Source organism: Paenibacillus sp. TY11, assembly GCF_059772165.1.
In genome coordinates this window covers 151,115-171,110 of record NZ_JCBAIQ010000011.1, presented here as the reverse complement: position 1 = coordinate 171,110, position 19,996 = coordinate 151,115, and the positions used below count along the sequence as shown (strand labels likewise).

The following is a 19,996-nucleotide window of genomic DNA, read 5'->3' as shown; positions in this document are numbered from 1 at the left end:
GAATTATGCTTAATGCTAAATCTGGTATAGGCAACAAAGGGATGGCGATCTTGCGGGATCGCCCTTTGCTGCTTACGTGTAGAACTACGACATTTGGAATAGATATGTGGTTAATAATAAATATACAATAGCAAATATAAGACGGACGACAAGGAGGTGACGATGTGGTCAGCATTAAAGATATCGCCAAACAGGCGGGCGTTTCCATATCTACCGTTTCATATGCTTTGAACGGTAGCGATAAGGTAACAGAAGAGACTTGCGCACGTATTTTGGCCATTGCCAAAGAGCTTAACTATGTGCCAAATGCCGCCGCACGTAATCTCAAGAAAAGGCAAACCAAAATTATTGGAGTTTTCCTGACCGATTTTCGTGGAGACGTTTATGGAGATTTACTGTACGGCATCAAAGAAATTTTGAACCGCAAGGGCTATGACCTCATCGTATGCAGCGGTAAGCAATCTCACCGAATGCTGCCAGAACGCATGATCGACGGAGCCATCGTACTGGATCAGACGTTTGATAGTCAGGAGCTACTGAACTACGCCGAGCGTGGACATAAAATGGTCGTACTGGACCGTGAACTGAATCATCCTAACATTAATCAGGTGCTGCTGGATAACAAAGCGGGTGCCGCTCTCGCAATAGAACATCTATTGGAATTGGGACACCGCAAGCTATATGTTGTTACCGGACCAGAAGGTTCTTATGATTCATGGCAACGGATGCAGGCGGTTAAGCAGACCATTGAGCGTAGCGGCGTCGCCGAAATGATCGAAATTGACGGCGATTTTGAGAAATCGGGCGGCGAACAGGCGGCCGAGATCATTTTGCAGCAACAAGTTAGCCCGGGTTCGGAACCTGTAGCCGTATTTTGTCTCAATGATGAAATGGCAGTGGGCTTTTACAATCGAATGGCTCAGTCAAAGCTTACGATTGGCAAGGATATTCATATCGTCGGCTTTGATAATATTGAGCTGGCGCAATATATTCAGCCCCGTCTGACAACGATTGACTATTCCAAGCGTAAATGGGGCGCTGTAGCTGCCGAACAAGTTCTCAAAATCATTGCCGGAGAAGACGTGGAGCATGAGCGTTTATACGTTACGCTTGTCCAAAGAGAATCGGCGGGCCCAGCATTCATCACCCAAGATCAACAGAATCTCTGATGAACACCGCAAAAATATCATCCTATCATACCCCCTCCTCCCGACAAAAAGAACTTCCACAGCCCCAGAATGCGGGTGGGAAGTTCTTTGGGTTAGGCTCTCATTTAACCTAACAAATTCTCAATTAAATTCGTTAACGATCGTAAGGGATTGCCAATCGTTTCCCCCGTCTCCAGCTCCACCTGTAACGCAGCATCAACCATAGATAACTGTGCTACAGCCAGCCCTCTGCTTGGATCAGCTTTCTTCAGTTCACGCAGTGAATGAACCAGCAATTCCTTATACTCGTCTTTACGTCCCTGCATAATCAGTTCAAAAGAGTCCGCCACCACCTTGACCTCTATCATAGAAGAGATATCCGGTTTGCCTAACAGAGTAGCCGTATGATAAAGACGCTTCATCGTTCCCTCTACGGTAGCCGGATTCGTGAATACCAAGGTCCGTGGCAGCAAATCATCGCATATCTCATGAAAAAAGGGCTCATCGAGCGCAATTACTGGCGTAGGCATTGTCAATTGAGCCTTTTCTGCCAAAACGATATAATTCGTGCACGTTATCAAAATAATGTCTATATCGCTTTGAGCAATCCATTTCAGTTGCTCTTCTACCTTGCGACTGGCATCGGCCGCAGAAAAATTCGGATCCGACGAGACCCGGCGCATAAGTCCGGGGTCCACAAAATGTACCAGCTCCACCTCATAAGAAGCAAAAGCCCGTTCCACATAGGCTATGTTCGAGTGATGCGCATGCAGGCAGCCCACACGTTGCTTCAAGCCTTCCATCGTCCTACCCCCTGTTATATGTTTGCATCATTTTAACAGGAATAGGACGGTTGGGAAAGCCTCTCAATCATGCCATACTACGAGCGCATTTTTTAGAATTTTCCGTTCGTATTTTTCCACTCCGTTTTAGACGGAATGTCCTGAACTACATCCCAATGTTCTGCTACCTTGCTATTCTCTACCCGGAACAGATCATAGACAGCGGCCGAAGTTCCCTTAGGCGATGTCAATTCACTCACAACCAGCACGAAGTTGCCTTCTCCAATGACCATGTGGATCTGATCATATCCAAAAGAAGCTCCCTGGCTTCCCGCTGCGGAAAATGCCTGTTTCAGATTGGATACACCGTCACCAAAAAGAGGATTATGCTGAATGTACTGATCACCATTATAATAACTTTCCAATGCAGCACGATTTTTGCCAACCAGGACATCATCCACAAACTTGCGGATCAGTGTTTTGTTGGTCTCAGTTTGGTTGCGATCCGTGATTTGTGTTGTTCCGTCAATCATGGTATGGCCGCTTGGATTGGCTGGAGCCGAGTCCTGTATGTTGTCCCAATGCTCGACAATTTTACCATTGCTATCGAAGCGGAAAATATCAAAAACAATGCTCGTTTTCCCTGCAATGGACTCTTTATAATGAACCGCTACATAATTGCCATCCTGAATAACACGTTGGATTTCAACCTGTACATTGGCTCCCTTCAATTGGCTAATCCCTTGCAGCAAGGCATTTCTCCCACTAGCAAAGCTCAGATTGTGCTGAATGTACTGATCCTTGCTGATCCAAGTCTCGGCTGCTTTCGTATCTCCGGTTTCAAAACTTTTCAGAATCTCTACAACCTTATCCTTATTACTCACTCCGATTTGCACGGTTCGGCTGGCCGGGTCCCAAATCACTTGCTTGCCCCACGCTTCTTTTATGACATCAACCGGTACATAGGTTACCCCTTGTTTAGTCAAGATGGTCGAGGTGGACAGTGGTACCTTAATCCCGTTGATTTGCGCTTCCGGGCTGCCTGACACCAGTACAACCGTCGCCTGGTCATAACGAATGGTTGTGCTTTGACGCGCCGTATTGAACGTAATATGCTTGGAATCCAGCGGAATCCCCAAACTGGAGGCCAATTGTCTCAAGGGAATTAAGACCTGCTTATTTCTCACGATAGGCGCAATTTTGTAAGCCTCCTTCTTGCCATCTACCCAAACCTGAATACCTGTAGCGGGTTTTGCTTCGGCCGCCAAGGCCGGTACAGCAGAAGATAGCACGAGCAAGCCAGCGAGTGCGGCAGTAACCGTATGTTTTTTCATGAATGTAAGCCCCTCTCAACATAAAAAAAATAGAAAATTGAAAACAATTCCCTTTTATGTAACTAATTAAGTTACACCTAATCACAAAAAATGAACTTTTCACGTCCTGCCTTATCTTTAACCCTCATCTGAATCTCTTGAAACCTCAATACCCCTCCTTTCAAAATTCTATATGCATAGCCCGTTATGCAGCAAGCTACAGCCTTAGAATAAAGGATATGGGGACTAATAACAATGTATGCTTATGGTCTTACAAATGAATTTATGATGAAACCACAAAAAAAGCGGCTCCTATCGCCAAGCAAATGAACGCTTTTGAATAGCAAGCCGCTTCTTTACACCATTGATAATGCTTATCCCGATAACGTTCTCCGAAACTTGATGAAGCTCCCTATCCGCCAGATTGAGATATATACCAGCGCCATTGTAATCGCCAGCATGCTAATTTCGGTCGTGCCCAAACTACTGAGGTACTGGGTCAAAACAACGCGAATCAAGATAATAGCGATAATAATGTATTTAAAATATTGGTTCGGCTTCGGATAAATAAGACCGTCATCCCGTCTTTCATAGGCCGTATGCAGCAAAATAACGTAACCAAACAAAGCCCCTAATAGCCCGGCAACCAGCAGCTCCCAAAATGCGGGGAGCGCATACGTTTGACCGGGTATATGCATCAATTGGTATACGGATATCATCATAACCGGGAATGCGATAAACAAGGGAAGCAGAATCCGGATTCCGTTTCCTTTTACCGGGCCCCCTCGTCTTTTGGTTCTCAACCAGATCATCAGCCCCACCAGAACAGCCATCAATGCATATATGAATATCGTCGTCATGGTGAAACTCCTTTCTAATATAGATAGTAATTCGTTCTATGCTAAATCGACAGTTTTTTTTCCAGCAAATAAGCGTTCAAGCGGATTAATACATATGCAGCAATCCAGCTGATCAACGCCGCAACCGGGAAATGCCAGGTAAAAGGAAACCATTGCCCCGTCTGGACATGGTCAAACTGCTCATAAATCTGGTGATCGCCTGACCAATAAAAGACACTCCCTCCACCCATCAAAAGGATCCACAGCAGCGGGTTAAGCGGCCGCAAAGTGCTGTATTTGGTACTGGCCGTCAGCAGACCCAAAGCAATAACAAACGGTGTGAAAGCGATAATCATCACAAACCAGTTAAATCCAGCTATGATAAAGGACACTGCATCCGCAAGCGTATAAGGCTGTATGGTTGATGAGATGAACAATGCATACAGGGAACCCACTACAAACAAGAACAATATCACGGCAATGGTTTGTAAAATAGCAGCAATCCATTTGGCGCTGATCAGCCACATTCGCGGATAAGGAAGGGTCAGCCACCATCCGTAGGTGTCATTTTCCCATTCTCTTCTCAGACTTCCCACACCCATAAAAATAATCATGTACGGCAAGCCCAGGGTGACATACCACAGCCTTGTCAATTCGAGTTGGTTGTGAAGCGCGAAGTATAAGGAAATAGCGAACGCCGCAATTATAAATAGTGAGAAATACACAAGTCTCCACGATCTGGGTAGGCGATTCCGGCTCTGCTTTCTCCAGCTACCTTTATTTCGAAATTCATGGCGCATCAAATCTTTGAACAGCCTTGATGAATTCACGCCCTCCACTCCCTTTTGTACAAATTGCGGAACACATGATTCAACGATCCATGCTCTGCACGCAGGTCATCCGAATCACCGGACCATATCACTCGTCCGTGGTCCATCATGACCGTATAATCAAACAAACCTTCCACTTCCTGAATATCATGCGTGCTAATAAGTATGGATTGTTGCCGATCCTCCAAATAATCAATAATCCCAGCTACAATCGCTTCTCTGGAGAGGACATCAATGCCCGCAAACGGTTCATCCAGGATCATGAGCGGAACCTCACGCGCTAGACACAAAATCAGCAGCACACGCGCTTCCTGCCCGCGACTCAGCCCGGTCATTTTCAACTCCAGCTCTACGTCCATATGATCAGCAAGTTTATGCGCATCCTTCATATTGAAGCCGGGCAAAAAGGACTGCCCCCACTCCAACGTCTGCTGAACCGTATGATTGGGGTACCAACGGGCCCGGTCAGGAAGATAGGATATGCCACGGTTGGTTTCCCAACCGGGCTGTTGGCCCAGCACCTGAAGCTCGCCTCCGTCCGGTTGGATCAATCCAGTGATTGCCCGAAACAAGCTTGACTTCCCGCACCCATTGGGTCCAAGCACCCCTACGATGCGTCCGGCCGGAATGACGACATCCAATTGGTCCAGCGCTTTCTTATTGCCATATTGCTTCATCAGATGATTCGCAACCACTACGGATTCCGTCATGCCTTTTCGCCTCCTTCCTCGTCATTACCGTTCTGTTTGCTTCTTATATACTGCTGTACATCTTCCCAGGATAACCCCAAGCTGTTCATCTGTCCGAGAAACTGATCTATATACGTCATAGCCAATTGTTCCCGAAAGCTGGCAATCCGCTCACTGGACGACGTGACATAAGTGCCTAGGCCGCGCCGCTTCTCAGTCAATCCGTCCCGCTCCAGCTCCTGATACGCCCGCATCACGGTGTTCGGATTCATGCGCAATTCCTGCGCCAGATCACGAACAGATGGCATTTTGCTTCCCATATCGATCTCCCCTTTAGCAATGGAGCTTCGTACTTGATTTAATATTTGTTCATATAATGGCTGGCTAAAGTCAATTAAAAATCGGAACGAGCCAACCTGTTGTTCTTCCATGGGTGTTTCCCCCTAATCGGCTGCATCTATCGTGCCTGTAGTGTATTATATCACTTAATACACGTAATACAAGTTTAATCTTAGCTAAAATGCTAGTCATGCTATCCAAATTTCATTCAGTAAATGCTCAGCTTCCGCTCAGATAGCGTTCAAGTTGATCCCTTATGATGTATCACGTACCAAACAAACCATAACCGAAAGGTGGAAAATGAAGATGAAAAGCACCAAGAAAGCAATTTTGGCTGGAACGATGGCGTTGGCATTTTTAGGAGGCGGAGCACTGTACTCCACAAGCGCAGCCCATGCTGCTTCAACTACACCTGAGAAGGCTCCTATTGCAGACAAAGCACAAACACCTAAGGGTAACCCCGGCGATGCTAACGGCCCTAAAATCGTAGGAGGTAACTATGCTGAAAACAAAGCTCTCCTAAAATTATTGGAATTGTCCTCCAGTCAGTTGGATACACAGCTGAAAGCAGACAAATCCCTTGCTGCGATCGCCAAAGCACAAGGCGTGAGCGTAAATTCTGTTATTGATGTGATGGTTTCGGATATGAAAGCAAAACTGGCTACGGAAAAAGAAAATGGCAAGATTAAAGCAACCGAATATAACCAACGTGTCTCTAATCTGAAGCAAATGATTACAGATATGGTGATTGGCGTTAAACCGTCCAAGCCACCAGTAGATGGTGGTAAATCGGATGCAGGTAAAGCTCCTGCTCAAGGAGATGCAGCCAAGGCTCCTGCTAAAGCAGAAGTAGCTAAAGCTCCAGTTAAGGCTGGGGCAAACCAAGCTCAAGCGGCAAAAGCTCCCGTTTTCCAAAAAGCTGTTGCTCGATAAGTCGCATTCATAAGAACCATTTGTTAATCTGACACAGCCACCCCATGTATAATAAATCTCGATCCGGCTTCCCTGTACGGATCGAGAAATCAATAAGCCTGTCCCCTGCTACCATATAGCAAAAGGGGACAGGCTTATTTTTCATGTAAACAAGGGAATATGTGGTAGACTAACATGATCCAGAGATAACATTTTTCATTCTAATTCAACAAAAGGAGTATGCAATGAAAATAAACAAACAGGAATTTGATGTGCAAGGAATGAGCTATACGATCAGATCTGCCATAATCCAAGATGCGACGAATTTGTCTGAAATCCGCTTGCTGATTGATGGAGAGACTGAAAATTTAGACAGAGAGAAGGGAGAAGCATTTATAAGTACATCCGGTTTTGAACAGCTCATTGAAACGGATACAGAGAATAACAGAAATCTGTTTTTAGTTGCGGTAGTTCATGATAAAATCGTCGGATTTTCAAGATGTGAAGGCAATGTTCTGAATAGATTCTCTCATAAAGTTGAGTTCGGCGTATGCGTACTAAAGGATTTTTGGGGTTATGGGATCGGGACGAATCTTTTAAAAAAATCTATTTCCTGGGCTGACTCCAATGGCATCAAGAAAATGACTCTCCAAGTTTTAGAAACGAATGATAAAGCCATTGAGCTCTATAAAAAACATGGATTTGAGATCGAAGGGTTATTAAAAAACGATAAGGTTCTTTCAGATGGAAAATACTACAACACCATAATCATGGGGAGATTTAACAAATAAAGAAGATCCTGCTCAACAGGATCTTAACAGGATCTTAACAGGATCTTTCATCTTTGCATCGCCATACTTACCCTAGTAGCGATAATCATCATAAGGATTGCGATTACGATTACGATACTGATCACGCGGCTGTTGAGCTGCGGTAATCATCAAAAATATGCCTGAAAGCAAATGCATCAGCCAGCCCACAAACGGAATCCATCCAACAACCGAGGTCACGATCCCTAAAATAGATCCATAATAAGACTCTCTATTTGTCACCGATAGCACCAACGTTACAATGTGGAAAATCAACATAAAGAACAATATAGTGTACGCAGAATTTACGACGAGCAGTCCGCCCAAAACGGGAATGGCTAAAAACAGTTCCAATCCGCCTGTAATCCATTTTAATGTTTTTGATGGTGTCATTGTTCCACTCTCCCGATGCTATTTCATTCCATAATTATATCCTATCCCTATACAGGATGATATACATTTTTTTCCAATTTATATGATTATATAGTGACAGTCTCATCCCTTTTTTCGAATGAGCTAAGCCCTGGCTACATATATGTGAGAGAGAACGAAGTTTCGTGATTTCTAAAGGGGTGAACACCATGGGATATTATATTGAGGTGGAACGTGGCGTCAAGCTGTATGTTGAGGATATAGGAGAAGGCATCCCTGTTCTGATGGTGCATGGCTGGCCGCTGGATCACCGAATGTACGAATACCAGGCCGCCTTGTTGCCTGCTTACGGGTACCGCTGTATTCAGGTTGATCTTAGGGGGTTCGGCAGGTCTGATCGACCATGGCATGGGTACAACTATGATCGACTGGCAGACGATTTGCTGGCTGTTATGCAGGCGCTTCAATTGAGCCACGTACGGCTGATCGGTTTTTCCATGGGGGGAGCTGTTGTCACACGCTACATGAGCAGGCACCGGGGATGGGGTGTTGATCAGCTGATTTTGATCGGAGCAGCTACGCCCCGGTTCACCCCAACCAGCGACTTTCCTTATGGCACTCCTGCCACAGAGGTAGATAAACTTATCAAACAAGCCTATACAGATCGTCCGCAACTAGTAACTTCTTTTGGCGAAATGTTGTTTGCCAATCCCGTCAGCCAGAGCTTACGTGACTGGTTACGAGATCAGGGCTTTGCGGCTTCAGTGCATAGCATGGCCTGTACTTTATATTCACTGCGTGATTCTGATTTGCACCCTGATTTGCCATATATACACGTGCCTACGTGGATACTACACGGCAAGCTGGATCGGGTCTGCCCTTTCCCCCTAGCTGTCCAAACTCAAAAAGGAATTGCTGGATCAAAGCTTATTCCTTTCGAACGAAGCGGTCACGCTGTATTTTACGAAGCGTTACCTGAATTTAACTCCACCTTACTGAGCATACTAGCCCCATCCTCTACACACTATAATTGAAAGCCTGTTCATTCTTATGTATAATTTATATTTATAAAAAGCAAAGCCTGACGGTTTACTCTCCAAAAAAACAAAAAAGACGCCTCAGCGCCGTTAATGGCTATGGGGCATCTTTCACTACAAACATTCATCCGCTTAGGATTGTTTGGTATGATTAAAGCTCGTATTATTTAAAACAGCCAGCTTTTTCTCGCCTTTCACCATGGCAGAACCGCAAATGGGGCATGTCGGCTCGACAGAAAAAGCGAAGTTATCTCGCATCCAGCCGTTGCATGTATCGCTGCCGCAATTCCAGACAGTTGTGATTTCCTCAGGAATCTCATCCATTGGCTTTTTCCGTGAATTGTACATAAACATCCCTCTTTCTTCATGATTTATAAAGCGATAAGATGTAATCAGTTCAAAAACGGTCTTGTGAACAGATAAAAACAAATGCCCCAAACGCTATGTTCGGGGCATCTGAAGTAGGCTGTAATTTAAATTACAGTTTTACAACGTTCTCAGCTTGTGGTCCACGGTTTCCTTCAACTACGTTGAATTCTACGCGTTGGCCTTCGTCCAAAGATTTGAAACCTTCGCCTTGGATTGCGGAGAAATGTACGAATACATCGCTTCCACCTTCAACCTCGATGAAACCGAAACCTTTTTCTGCGTTAAACCATTTAACTGTACCTGTTTGCATGGAATTACCTCCAAAATGTATTTATATGACCTTTATTTTTTACAAATAAAAATTCACATATTGCACAAGGTTATTTCAACCTAAAACAATAACCCTCTACAATACGTGAATCTCAGGTCACAATTTCAATATACTCATATTACCATAAGTGTATTGAAAACGCAAGCACTGGTGAATTTAATTTATGCAGAGTGCTTATGTCCTCTATTGTTGCTTCAAATCTGTATTCATTAGGCGGGAGTGAGTCATTAACGCCTACCTAAAACATTATATCCGTAGTTGCTTCTTATTATACCAGTAAACGAGAAATAAATATACAAAACCTTTCGCAGGAGACGAACTTCTTAAAAAAGCTCATCTCCTGCGTTTATTTGTTCATTTTACTTCATTTGAATTACAGCCCTGCCAGTGCTTTAATTTCCTCTGCTGTCAGCGCTTTGTTATACAATTGCACTTCATCCAGGCTGCCGTTAAAGTAAGCATCGGCGGCAAAGCGGCTTTTACCCAGATAAGCCTCGCTCGTCAGCAGCTCGTTTGGATTAAAGGTAATGCCGTCATTAACAGCTACTTCCTCACCGTTTACATACAACTTCCCTGTATTTCCCTCCAGTGTAACTGCTACATGCGTCCACTGGTTTAAAGATAATGATGTTTTGGAAAGCAAGCTTTGATCCGTACCCTCATGGATTGTAAACTGGAGTACACCGCTTCCTTGGGAAGGGGTGAGAAACATATGCCGGGCCTGGCCGTTGCCGAAGTCAAAAATCCGTTGCCAAGCTGCACCGCCCTTCCAGTTCACCCAAGCGGAAAAGGTAAAATCCTTCGCATCCGTTACCATACTTGGTAGCTGCACGTAACCATCCTTGCCGTTCAGGACAAGAGCACCGCCGATCTTCCCGTCTTTATCCCATGCGGCACCACCATAGACCTTACCATCGAATTGATTGTATGTGCTGTCGACAACCGAAGTTCCTTGATCTTCACTCCACGAATAGCGTGCAAGCTGAGGACCTTGAGCTTGCTCAGGAACAATGGCTATAAAGCTTTTCTGTGCTGTGGCTTTGTCCTTTTTAATAGTCGCCGTCAATATGACTGTTGCAGGCTGTGAACCGGCTTCTGGACGGTATACTTCACCTGTTACAGAAATATTCTCCGGGTGGGAGGACTCCCACGAAATGGTGGTATCTTGTGCAGCTTGAGTAGGTAGCGTCAGGTTATAAAAAACGTTGCTCGTATCGCCCAGACTCAGATCCTTCTGCACAGCAGCTACAATCTTGCTGGCCTTCAGGTCAGGCTTTAGCGACCCCCATACCGCCACACCCTTGGAGGACAACGCGGTAAAAGCAAGCGTCTTGGCACCTGTGTCTGGATCACGGTGCCGCAGGAATACGCCTTTGTACTTCGTACCCTCTGCTGTGATTTCCAGCTGATTACCTGCCCCCAGCTTCCATGTACCGTTCACTCCGCCAGACAGTTTGCCGCCGCTTTCCAAATTGACGGTCACAGCTTGCTTAATATTGGCCGAAATTTCCTTCCCGTGATTCACATACGAGTATTGACCGAGGACATCCTTTTCTGACAGCTTTTTCAGTGAATCCTCATCTCCCGAATAACGATAAGGAGCAACTACAGGCCAACCGTCAGCGTTCATGAACATTTCATGTACCCGCACTTCAAACTGCTCGCCTCTGCCCGGGAAACGGGAGTGAAAAATGACAAAATGCTTTTTCGTCTTGGGATCATAATAAGCCGAGTTATGTCCAGGTGAAACATAGCCTGTACCCAGTCCTGTACCCGGATCACCAATTCCTCTTGGAATCAGATAATTACCTATCAGCTTGACACCGTACGGCTCAATGGAAGCGTCATCAAAAAGAGGTTTGTCAGGATTCGCCTTAACCTTGATCATGTCGTTGCCCTCAGCATCGTAAAAAGGACCATCCGGTGTTTTGGAACGAGCGACACGCAGGTTGTATCCGCCATCCGCTGACAATCCGCCATAGGACAGGAACAAGTAATAGTAGTCCGTTTGCGGACTGTACTGTATGTACGGCCCTTCCATACGAGCATGGTTACCGCCTGTCAGCTTTTTCCCGTAGCCTTGACCAGGGAGCGGCTTCCCTGTTTTTTCATCCATCTGCATAATGAAGATGCCTCCTGAGTAGGAGCCGTATACCATCCACAGCTTGCCGTTCTTATCATAAAAAGTGTCCGGGTCCACGACATTTGGATGCTTGGTTGCGTCATAGATCGTCCCATCCTCACTCGGTTGGTTCCACATGCCGGATTTTAGAAAAATCCCTTTATTCTTATAAGGTCCTTCAATTTTATCAGCAACTGCTAGGCCCATTGCTGAACGCGGGGAGTCACCTTTGCATGCGTTATAATACATATAGAACTTGCCATCCGCCAGTTGAATGACATCAGCTGCCCACAGCGTGTCCGTCTGCGCCCAATCCAGTGCTTCCTTTAATTCCTCTTTGACGTTGGGAATCAATACATTACCATTCGCCACTCCGGTAGCAATCGTATCCCAATTCATGAGGTCCTTGGACTTGGCAGCCGCCAAATGCGAACCAAAAATGTAAAATGTATCGTTCACTTTCAGAATGGATGGATCATGTACGGAAGTCTCCTTAAAAGAAACAACCTTTTTGCTTTGTATTGAAATGTTTTCTTGGTCTTGAGCTTGAAGGGCCATCTGCCCCGCATTTTGAATTCCAACTGTATCTGGATTGAGTGGTTGTTCTGCGCCTGCAAAAGAGGCAGGCAACAACAGTGCACCCGCCAGAGAAGCTGCCGTAATCTTGCGAAAAAATAATTGCTTCATAAACCAATCTCCTCTCGTTTTGAACATCCCTGATAACATAAGACAATATTGAGTAAGGCGGTCAGGATCATGTTTTTATTAGCTTCTTCACCCTCGAATTAAATGTTGCTCATCCCTCCCATTTCGCATTAAAGCGCTTTCAATTACTTCAAAAAATAAAAGTACCTTCTGTTAAGAAGGCCGATTCAAACCTGACGGTTAACCGTACCTCTATATTATTCAATGGATATGGAAAATTCAATATGTAATTTTATATTTTTATAAATTATTTATCTAATTATTAACATTAAAAAATGTATTGTGTAAATTTCTAGTTTAAAGTTATTATTTTACAAGTAAAATTCTATATGTTTCCTGCCGATATACCTAAAAGAACAATTTTACGATTACTATAAAACAAATATTTACATTTTATGGGGAGGTGAAAATATATGCAATGGTATTTAAAAGCGTTACAAAACTATGTAGGATTCCAAGGTAGAGCAAGACGTACAGAATATTGGATGTTTGTTCTATTTAGTGCAATCGTCAGTTTTGTAATCAGTCTGATCGATAGTCTCTTGGGGTTAACTCCAATATTGACTTTCATTTATTCTCTGGCTGTCCTGCTGCCATCCTTGGCCGTTACGGCCCGTAGACTGCATGACACTGGTAGAAGCGGATGGTGGATTCTAATCGCTCTGATTCCTCTGGTAGGGTCAATTATTTTGATTGTATTCACATGCCAAGACAGTCAGCCTAACGACAATAAATATGGGAAAAACCCTAAATTGTAATGAGTTGTATTGTCTAAAACCTCTTTCACTTTTGTGAAGGAGGTTTTTTCATATCTGCCTCTCCCCCATCGAAATTCCAGTAATAAGTTTATCAGGAGACCCCTGCGTCCATACTGGAATAAAAAGTATCCTCAAGGAGAGGAAGAACGTCCATGCGCTTTCGGAAAAGAACCCCCCCTAACAAAGTTAAAAAGCCGCCGATCCAGCACAGCGAGAGTAAGCCTACACATTCAGAGGATCAGCTCAGTGCAAATATCGGGCTAAATCTTCAACGGATCAGACAAACACTTGGTAACAGCACCGACATCATCATAAGAGAAGTTCGTATCGGCAAGGATGGTGACCAAATCATTGCGATCCTCTATACCGACGGTTTGGCGGACAAAAATATAGTCTCCGACTTCATCATGGAGTCGATGATGCTGGATAGCAGCTTGTCCAGGGACGTGGAGTGCAGGATCCAGACCTCCTCTAGTGTCATGCAAATTTTGAAAGATTACGCCCTGACCATTGGTAGCATCCGGGATATTACCGACTTTGAAACCTTATATAACGCGCTGCTGTCCGGGGATGCAATCATTTTGATTGACGGTGAGACGCAGGGAATAGTGGCCAGCGCACGTGGATGGAAGGATCGCGGGGTCACCGAGCCTGCCTCAGAAAATGTCGTCCGTGGGCCGCGAGAAGGGTTTTCTGAGACACTGCAGACGAATACGGCCTTGATTCGGCGTAAGATTAAAGATCCGAATTTGTGGCTGGAAACCAAACAAATCGGACGTGTAACCCAGACCGATGTCGCTGTCATGTATATCAAGGGGATCGCAAACCATAAATTGGTCGAGGAAGTGCATGAGCGATTGAATCGCATTGATGTAGACGGTATTCTCGAAAGCGGGTATATCGAGGAGTTAATCCAGGACGAAACTTTCACCCCTTTTCCAACAGTGTACAACTCTGAACGTCCAGACGTCATCGCCGCCGAACTGTTGGAAGGAAAGATCGCTATTCTGGTGGATGGGACCCCGTTTGTGCTTGTCGTACCCGCGCTGTTTGTTTCCTTCCTTCATGCGGCGGAGGATTATTATCAGCGTGCGGACATCAGCAGCTTCATTCGGATTCTTCGTTATGCTGGGATCTTTATTTCCCTGTTTGGTCCGTCTTTATATGTTGCCATCACTACGTTTCATCAGGAAATGCTGCCAACTTCACTGCTGATCGGTCTGGCGGCACAGCGCGAGGCTGTTCCCTTCCCCGCCTTCATTGAAGCGCTCATGATGGAATTGACTTTTGAAATATTGCGGGAAGCCGGCGTCCGTATGCCGCGGTATATCGGGGCAGCCGTCTCTATCGTGGGCACACTCGTCATCGGGCAAGCTGCCGTTGAGGCTGGTATCATATCTGCGGCAATGGTTATTGTCGTATCGATTACCGCAATTTCCAGCTTTGTTCTTCCTGCCTATAATATGTCCATCGCTTTTCGTATGCTGCGGTTCCCCTTGATGGGGCTTGCTGCTTCATTCGGACTGTTCGGGATCATCGTCGGAGGCATCGCCCTCATCCTGCATATGTGCAGCCTTCGTTCATTTGGCGTTCCCTACATGACTCCTTTTGCACCTCTAATACCGACGGACAGCAAGGATGCTATATTTCGGTTTCCTCACTGGATGATGCTTTCACGTCCCCGGTTAATCAATCAGAAGAATGTGAAGCGCCGAAACAGCACTCCGCCTCGCAAATCACGGGAATAAACCGGAGAGAGACAGGAACAGACGGAAAGGAGTGGACAATCATGAGACGGAAGACGGCATTTCTGTTCTTGATTCTTACACTGGTCTTGCTTCTGACGGGCTGTTGGAACCGCAGGGAGTTGAATGAGCTCGCCATCGCCGTCGGTATGGGGATCGATAAACAAGGAGATCAATTCCGGGTTTCCATTCAAGTTGTGGACCCTGGAAAAGCAGCGGCCAAAAAAGGAGCAGGCGGCGGTGCTCCAGCCACCTTGTATACAGAGGAAGCGGATACCATATTTGAAGCGATCCGAAAAATAACAACGATTAGTCCCCGGAGAATGTATTTTTCTCACCTGCGTATATGCGTAATCGGTGAGTCGATGGCCACCGAAGGAATGGCGAAGTCTTTAGATATACTTTCCAGGTATCATCAGTTCCGCACCGATTTTTATATTGTAGTGTCCAAGGGCACTAGCGCTGAGGATACATTGAAAATTATGACGCCTTTAGATCCGATTCCGGCGAATGACCTTTTCTCCTCCCTGGAAACGTCGGAGAAAAACTGGTCACCCAGTATGACGGTAACCTTGGATGAATTGATTTCAGCTCTCACCAGTGAAGGAAAACAGCCTGTCTTGACAGGACTTCGGGTTATTGGCAATAAAGAAATGGGAGAAACGAACAGCAATGTTCAAAAGATCGCCCCGCCCGCCCGATTACAGTATTCCGGACTTGCTGTATTCAGAAAAGACAAATTAATCGGTTGGTTAAATGAAACTGAAAGTAGAGGCTACAACTTCATACTCGGCAAAGTGCAGAGGTCTGTTGGCTTTGTAGCTTGCCCCAGAGGGGGTAGAGTAGTCACGGAAATCATTCGAACCGATGCTGCTATAAAAGGGAGCATCTATAGGGGGGAGCCCCAGATCAATATTAAAATGCAGGTTGAGGCTAACGTGGGAGAAGTCGAGTGTACTGACCTGGATCTGACCAAGGTAAGCACGATTTATGACCTCGAAAAGCAAAGTGAGGAAAAGATAGAAGATATTATGAAATCGGTCGTCAGAAAGGCCCAAAGATCGTACAAAGCTGACATTTTCGGATTTGGTGAAGCCATTCACCGCGCTGACCCGAAGACTTGGAACTCACTGAAAAAAAACTGGAATGATGAGCACTTTGCAGAATTGCCCGTAAATATCAAGGTCGATTTCAAGATTCGGCGCTTGGGCACGATTGGCAGCTCATTTTTGAATGATATTAAGGAGTAAATCCCTTGCCAGATGCAGCGTGCGATCTGGCTCCTGTATAGACTCTTACCCTAGAAAAGAAGGTGTTTTCCAAGATGCTGCCTCATATGGTAAACGTTCTGGGCATATTACTGGTTGCTGCTACAATCAGCATGATCGAGGTCCCCTACATGTGGAAAAAGGGGTTAAAAAAAGAGCTTTGGATATTTTCCATCCTTCTCCTTTTTGGGGTCGGAATCAGCTGCGCCAAGGCATTAAACTGGCTTATCCCCACTCCTCTGGATTGGGTAGCAGCCGTATATAGACCATTCAGCAATTTCCTAACCCATATCGGTCTAATAAAATAAGACGAGGTGAAATTGGTGCCCGGACAGATCAAAATCTCAGCACGTCAACTTATGGTACTAACGGCTTTATATACGGTCGGGAGCGCAATCCTCGTCATCCCTTCAGGCATGGCGCTTGTAGCCAAACAAGATGCGTGGATTGCCGCGCTCGTCGGGGTCGGGGCCGGGCTCCTTATCTTGTATTTGTACAGCAAGGTTGCATCTCTGTATCCAGAGATGACCCTGATTGAAATTATGGAAACCCTGCTCGGAAAATGGCTAGGCAAAGCCGTCGGTCTTCTGTTTTTCACCACACTTTTCATCAATGCTCCTGCTCCCGTTTTATTTTATTTAGGGAATTTTATGACCACCCAAATGATACCGGAAACACCGATTCTAGCGGTAAACATTCTTTTTGCGCTTATTATATTTTTTGCTGTTCGGCTTGGGCTGGAAGTGCTGGCCCGTTCTGCCGAACTGATGTTTCCGTTGTTTATTCTGCTTTACATTTCTTTTGCGGGGTTAGTGGTGTCTAATATTAAATTGGAAAACATCCAACCTGTATTGGAGGCGGGAGTTGGGCCTATTTGGCCTGCTGCCCTGTCCTTTGTTAGCACTGTGTTTATACCTCATATTGTTTTTCTGATGTTCTTCCCGGCTTCTGTAAATCGTCCCGAGCAAGCCCGTAAAGCATTTTTCACAGGAAGCCTGATTGGTGGATTAATATTGGTCGTGGTGGTTGCATTGACAATTTTGGTATTAGGTCCTGATTTAACGGCAAGAAATATATATCCTAGCTATACGTTAGCCAAAAAAATTAGCATTGGCAATTTTCTACAGCGCATCGAAGCCATCATGGCTACCATGTGGTTTATTTCGCTCTTTTTCAGAATCACGTTGTATATGCACTCCACTGTGACAGCAATAGGCCAAATCTTTCGTTTGAAAAACGATCGGCAACTAGTGCTTCCTCTCGGGATCATTTTAGTCGTCATGTCCATCATCGTATATCCCAATGTCCCTTATCAACAAACCTATGATACAAAGACGTGGGTTCCTTATGCACTATCAATCGGGTTGTTTTTTCCCTTACTGCTGCTCTGTATTCATGTGATACGAAAACTATGGTCAAAGAAAAGAACAGATTCCAAAGGGTAAATCACATGTATTATTCATCAGCTGTGAATTTTTTTGGCGTTACCTGTTTACAATCTCCTCTTTTAGTTTATTTTAAACGAGTATTAAGCTGGCGCTAAGCTTGGGCGTGTATGATGTATTTTAGAATCTGGTAACTACATACGCCCAGATCGGCTAAAAGGCATAAACATTACTCCCGTTGGATATCCATATACCGTTCCACCCTGTCAGAATTCTAATGAAACGCAAAAGGAGATTTACACTTATGAATCGAAAACGAATTATGGTCATCTGCACACTGTTGCTGGCGTTGTCTATTGGGCAGTCCTCTACATGGGGAAATCGGGCTAATGCTGCTGCACTGGCTCCAGAGAGAGCCCTTCAGGTACAGGATAATGAAGCTTCCAAGGATGATGAACTGTTGAAAACGCTAGGTGTATCCTCGGATGAGCAATTGTATGATGCGTTATATAACGGTCAAACCTTGGCAGATATTGCACAAACCCATAAACGGGACGCACAAGCTGTCGTTGATTTGCAGGTAGCTCAGTTAACTGAGCAGCTGGATCAACGATTGGCCAATAAGAGCATTACGCCTGAGCAGTACCAAGCCCATAAGGAAGAATTGACACAGGTCGTTGCTAAAAGTGTGTTCGGGCTGTAAGCCCTGTGACACGGCAAAATGTGAAAAAGGCGCTGAATCCATGAGGGATCAGCGCCTTTTGGCCGTCTGTATTTGGTTTTAACCTACACTTGATATACTCGGATCAGGTTGGTGGTGCCCGCTTCGGCGACAGGAACACCTGCCGACAGAACTACAGTATCCCCTTTTTGGATATATCCTGCATTCAGGGCATTACGGATAGAGGATTCGAACATTTCATCCGTTGTTGCTACTTTATCCCCTTTGATCGGGAATACACCGGATAACAGACAAATTTTAGCGAAAACCGTATTATTCGGAGTAACCGCAATGATTGGTGCCTTCGGACGATATTTGGACACCATACGTGCCGTGAATCCACTGGCAGTCGAGGTGATAATTGCTTTCGCATCCAGCTCCAGAGACGAACTCACCGCTCCCTGACTAATCACTTCGGTAATGTTTGTGCTTTGGCGTGCTCTGCGCTTATCGAACTGCTCCTGATAATCGAATTGCGATTCTGCTCTGGCAGCTACCGCGGCCATTGTCCGTACAGACTCGACAGGATATTTACCTGCAGCAGATTCGCCCGATAGCATAACCACATCGGCACCTTGCATAACAGCATTAAATACGTCACTAACTTCGGCTCTCGTCGGACGCGGGTTCACCTGCATGGATTCCAGCATGTGGGTAGCCACGATAACGGGCTTGCCGACCAGATTACACTTGTCGATCATTTCTTTTTGCATCACAGGCACATCTTGAATCGGCACTTCGACGCCCAGATCGCCACGGGCTACCATAATGCCGTCCGAAGCTTCGATAATATCATCCAGATTTTCCATGCCTTCGGCATTTTCAATTTTGGAATAAATCTGTACATGCTCGGCATGATGCCCCTTCAAAATCTCACGAATTTCACGGATATCGTCGCCTTTACGCACAAAAGAAGCCGCAATAAGCTCAATGCGCTGCTCCACCCCGAATTGGATGTGCCTAACATCTCGCTCCGTTACACCTGGAAGGGTCGTATGAATTCCTGGCAGATTCACACCTTTTCTCGGCTTCAAAATACCGCCGCTTACAATATTACAAATCATTTCCGTACCTTCGATGGAGGTTACAGTCAGATCAACCAAACCGTCGTCAATGAGAATCCGGTCGCCTGGTTTGATGTCCTTCGGCATATCCGGGTAATTCACCGAAATACGATGCTCGTCCCCTAAAATCTCTTCCGTGGTCAGAATGAGCTGACTGCCTGGTTTCAGCAGACAAGATGCCTCTCTCAGCTTGCCAATCCGTATTTCCGGTCCTTTAATATCCATCATGACAGGAATAAAAGTATTCATTTCCTTCGCAGCCTGCCGTACATTTTCAATACGTTTAACGTGATCTTCCAGCTCCCCGTGAGCCATGTTCAAGCGGGCTACAGTCATACCGGCCTGGATCATTTCTTTTAACAAATGAATGGAGTCGCAGGCAGGTCCCATGGTACAAATAATTTTCGTTTTAAGCATAGTAATGTCATCCTCCTGAATGTCTTTACTGTATGGTTTCT

General features: G+C 45.4%; 20 protein-coding genes. 9 read left to right on the top strand and 11 right to left on the bottom strand.

The genetic code is table 11. The features are described from left to right. Window positions 1–164 precede the first annotated feature (164 nt). On the top strand, window positions 165–1,169 hold the full coding sequence (locus AC6EJC_RS14680) for a LacI family DNA-binding transcriptional regulator (RefSeq protein ID WP_444954602.1): 1,005 nt from the start codon (window positions 165–167) through the stop codon (window positions 1,167–1,169). Between the two features lie 104 nt (window positions 1,170–1,273). Here AC6EJC_RS14680 and AC6EJC_RS14675 read toward each other — a convergent pair whose 3' ends face one another. From AC6EJC_RS14675 to AC6EJC_RS14650, 6 genes are all read right to left on the bottom strand, one after another. After that, window positions 1,274–1,951 (bottom strand): hypothetical protein, encoded by a 678-nt coding sequence (locus AC6EJC_RS14675; RefSeq protein ID WP_444954601.1) that lies wholly within the window; start codon window positions 1,949–1,951, stop codon window positions 1,274–1,276. A 92-nt stretch (window positions 1,952–2,043) separates the two neighbouring features. Beyond that, window positions 2,044–3,264 carry a stalk domain-containing protein gene (locus AC6EJC_RS14670; protein WP_444954600.1) on the bottom strand — a complete coding sequence of 407 codons (1,221 nt, stop codon included), beginning with the start codon at window positions 3,262–3,264 and terminating at the stop codon, window positions 2,044–2,046. A 353-nt stretch (window positions 3,265–3,617) separates the two neighbouring features. Continuing rightward, the gene (locus tag AC6EJC_RS14665) at window positions 3,618–4,103 is read right to left on the bottom strand and encodes a CcdC protein domain-containing protein (RefSeq protein WP_444954599.1); all 486 of its coding nucleotides are present in this window, start codon (window positions 4,101–4,103) and stop codon (window positions 3,618–3,620) included. A 41-nt stretch (window positions 4,104–4,144) separates the two neighbouring features. Next, entirely contained in the window at window positions 4,145–4,912 is a 768-nt protein-coding gene (locus AC6EJC_RS14660; protein WP_444954598.1) for an ABC transporter permease subunit, read from the bottom strand. Next, entirely contained in the window at window positions 4,909–5,622 is a 714-nt protein-coding gene (locus AC6EJC_RS14655) for an ABC transporter ATP-binding protein (protein WP_444954597.1), read from the bottom strand. Before AC6EJC_RS14655 ends, AC6EJC_RS14660 begins: the two co-directional genes overlap by 4 nt. Then, window positions 5,619–6,032, bottom strand: coding sequence for a GntR family transcriptional regulator (locus tag AC6EJC_RS14650; RefSeq protein ID WP_444954596.1), 414 nt, complete (start codon window positions 6,030–6,032; stop codon window positions 5,619–5,621). The genes AC6EJC_RS14655 and AC6EJC_RS14650 overlap by 4 nt, the downstream gene beginning before the upstream one ends. 214 nt (window positions 6,033–6,246) lie before the next feature. Between AC6EJC_RS14650 and AC6EJC_RS14645 the strand changes: the two genes are divergently transcribed. Then, window positions 6,247–6,873 (top strand): hypothetical protein, encoded by a 627-nt coding sequence (locus AC6EJC_RS14645; RefSeq protein ID WP_444954595.1) that lies wholly within the window; start codon window positions 6,247–6,249, stop codon window positions 6,871–6,873. Between the two features lie 224 nt (window positions 6,874–7,097). Then, window positions 7,098–7,643 (top strand): GNAT family N-acetyltransferase, encoded by a 546-nt coding sequence (locus tag AC6EJC_RS14640; RefSeq protein ID WP_444954594.1) that lies wholly within the window; start codon window positions 7,098–7,100, stop codon window positions 7,641–7,643. A 72-nt stretch (window positions 7,644–7,715) separates the two neighbouring features. On the opposite strand, the gene AC6EJC_RS14635 is transcribed toward AC6EJC_RS14640, so the two are convergent. Next, the gene (locus AC6EJC_RS14635) at window positions 7,716–8,054 is read right to left on the bottom strand and encodes a hypothetical protein (protein WP_444954593.1); all 339 of its coding nucleotides are present in this window, start codon (window positions 8,052–8,054) and stop codon (window positions 7,716–7,718) included. Window positions 8,055–8,242: 188 nt separating this feature from the next. On the opposite strand from AC6EJC_RS14635, the gene AC6EJC_RS14630 reads away from it, so the two are divergent. Next, the gene (locus AC6EJC_RS14630; RefSeq protein ID WP_444954592.1) at window positions 8,243–9,067 is read left to right on the top strand and encodes an alpha/beta fold hydrolase; all 825 of its coding nucleotides are present in this window, start codon (window positions 8,243–8,245) and stop codon (window positions 9,065–9,067) included. 135 nt (window positions 9,068–9,202) lie between these two features. Here AC6EJC_RS14630 and AC6EJC_RS14625 read toward each other — a convergent pair whose 3' ends face one another. The 3 genes from AC6EJC_RS14625 to abnB all read right to left on the bottom strand — a co-directional run bounded on the left by AC6EJC_RS14625 (window position 9,203) and on the right by abnB (window position 12,579). After that, the gene (locus AC6EJC_RS14625; RefSeq protein WP_348621238.1) at window positions 9,203–9,418 is read right to left on the bottom strand and encodes a cold-shock protein; all 216 of its coding nucleotides are present in this window, start codon (window positions 9,416–9,418) and stop codon (window positions 9,203–9,205) included. A gap of 130 nt (window positions 9,419–9,548) precedes the next feature. Beyond that, window positions 9,549–9,749 (bottom strand): cold-shock protein, encoded by a 201-nt coding sequence (locus AC6EJC_RS14620; RefSeq protein WP_007428290.1) that lies wholly within the window; start codon window positions 9,747–9,749, stop codon window positions 9,549–9,551. Between the two features lie 394 nt (window positions 9,750–10,143). Then, window positions 10,144–12,579, bottom strand: coding sequence for an arabinan endo-1,5-alpha-L-arabinosidase AbnB (gene abnB, locus AC6EJC_RS14615; RefSeq protein WP_444954591.1), 2,436 nt, complete (start codon window positions 12,577–12,579; stop codon window positions 10,144–10,146). Window positions 12,580–13,010: 431 nt separating this feature from the next. On the opposite strand from abnB, the gene AC6EJC_RS14610 reads away from it, so the two are divergent. The 5 genes from AC6EJC_RS14610 (at window position 13,011) to AC6EJC_RS14590 (ending at window position 18,456) form a co-directional block, all read left to right on the top strand. Further along, window positions 13,011–13,355 carry a DUF805 domain-containing protein gene (locus AC6EJC_RS14610; protein WP_190298443.1) on the top strand — a complete coding sequence of 115 codons (345 nt, stop codon included), beginning with the start codon at window positions 13,011–13,013 and terminating at the stop codon, window positions 13,353–13,355. A gap of 152 nt (window positions 13,356–13,507) precedes the next feature. Next, window positions 13,508–15,103 carry a spore germination protein gene (locus AC6EJC_RS14605; RefSeq protein WP_444954590.1) on the top strand — a complete coding sequence of 532 codons (1,596 nt, stop codon included), beginning with the start codon at window positions 13,508–13,510 and terminating at the stop codon, window positions 15,101–15,103. A gap of 41 nt (window positions 15,104–15,144) precedes the next feature. After that, window positions 15,145–16,350: a Ger(x)C family spore germination protein gene (locus AC6EJC_RS14600; protein ID WP_444954589.1), complete on the top strand. Its 1,206-nt coding sequence runs from the start codon at window positions 15,145–15,147 to the stop codon at window positions 16,348–16,350. A gap of 341 nt (window positions 16,351–16,691) precedes the next feature. Continuing rightward, on the top strand, window positions 16,692–17,813 hold the full coding sequence (locus AC6EJC_RS14595; RefSeq protein WP_444954588.1) for a GerAB/ArcD/ProY family transporter: 1,122 nt from the start codon (window positions 16,692–16,694) through the stop codon (window positions 17,811–17,813). A 244-nt stretch (window positions 17,814–18,057) separates the two neighbouring features. After that, the gene (locus AC6EJC_RS14590) at window positions 18,058–18,456 is read left to right on the top strand and encodes a hypothetical protein (protein WP_444954587.1); all 399 of its coding nucleotides are present in this window, start codon (window positions 18,058–18,060) and stop codon (window positions 18,454–18,456) included. Between the two features lie 83 nt (window positions 18,457–18,539). Here the strand turns inward: AC6EJC_RS14590 and pyk are convergent, their stop codons facing one another. Then, a complete protein-coding gene (gene pyk / locus AC6EJC_RS14585) occupies window positions 18,540–19,955 on the bottom strand; it encodes a pyruvate kinase (protein ID WP_444954586.1) in 1,416 nt (471 codons plus the stop codon). Between the last annotated feature and the right edge of the window lie 41 nt (window positions 19,956–19,996).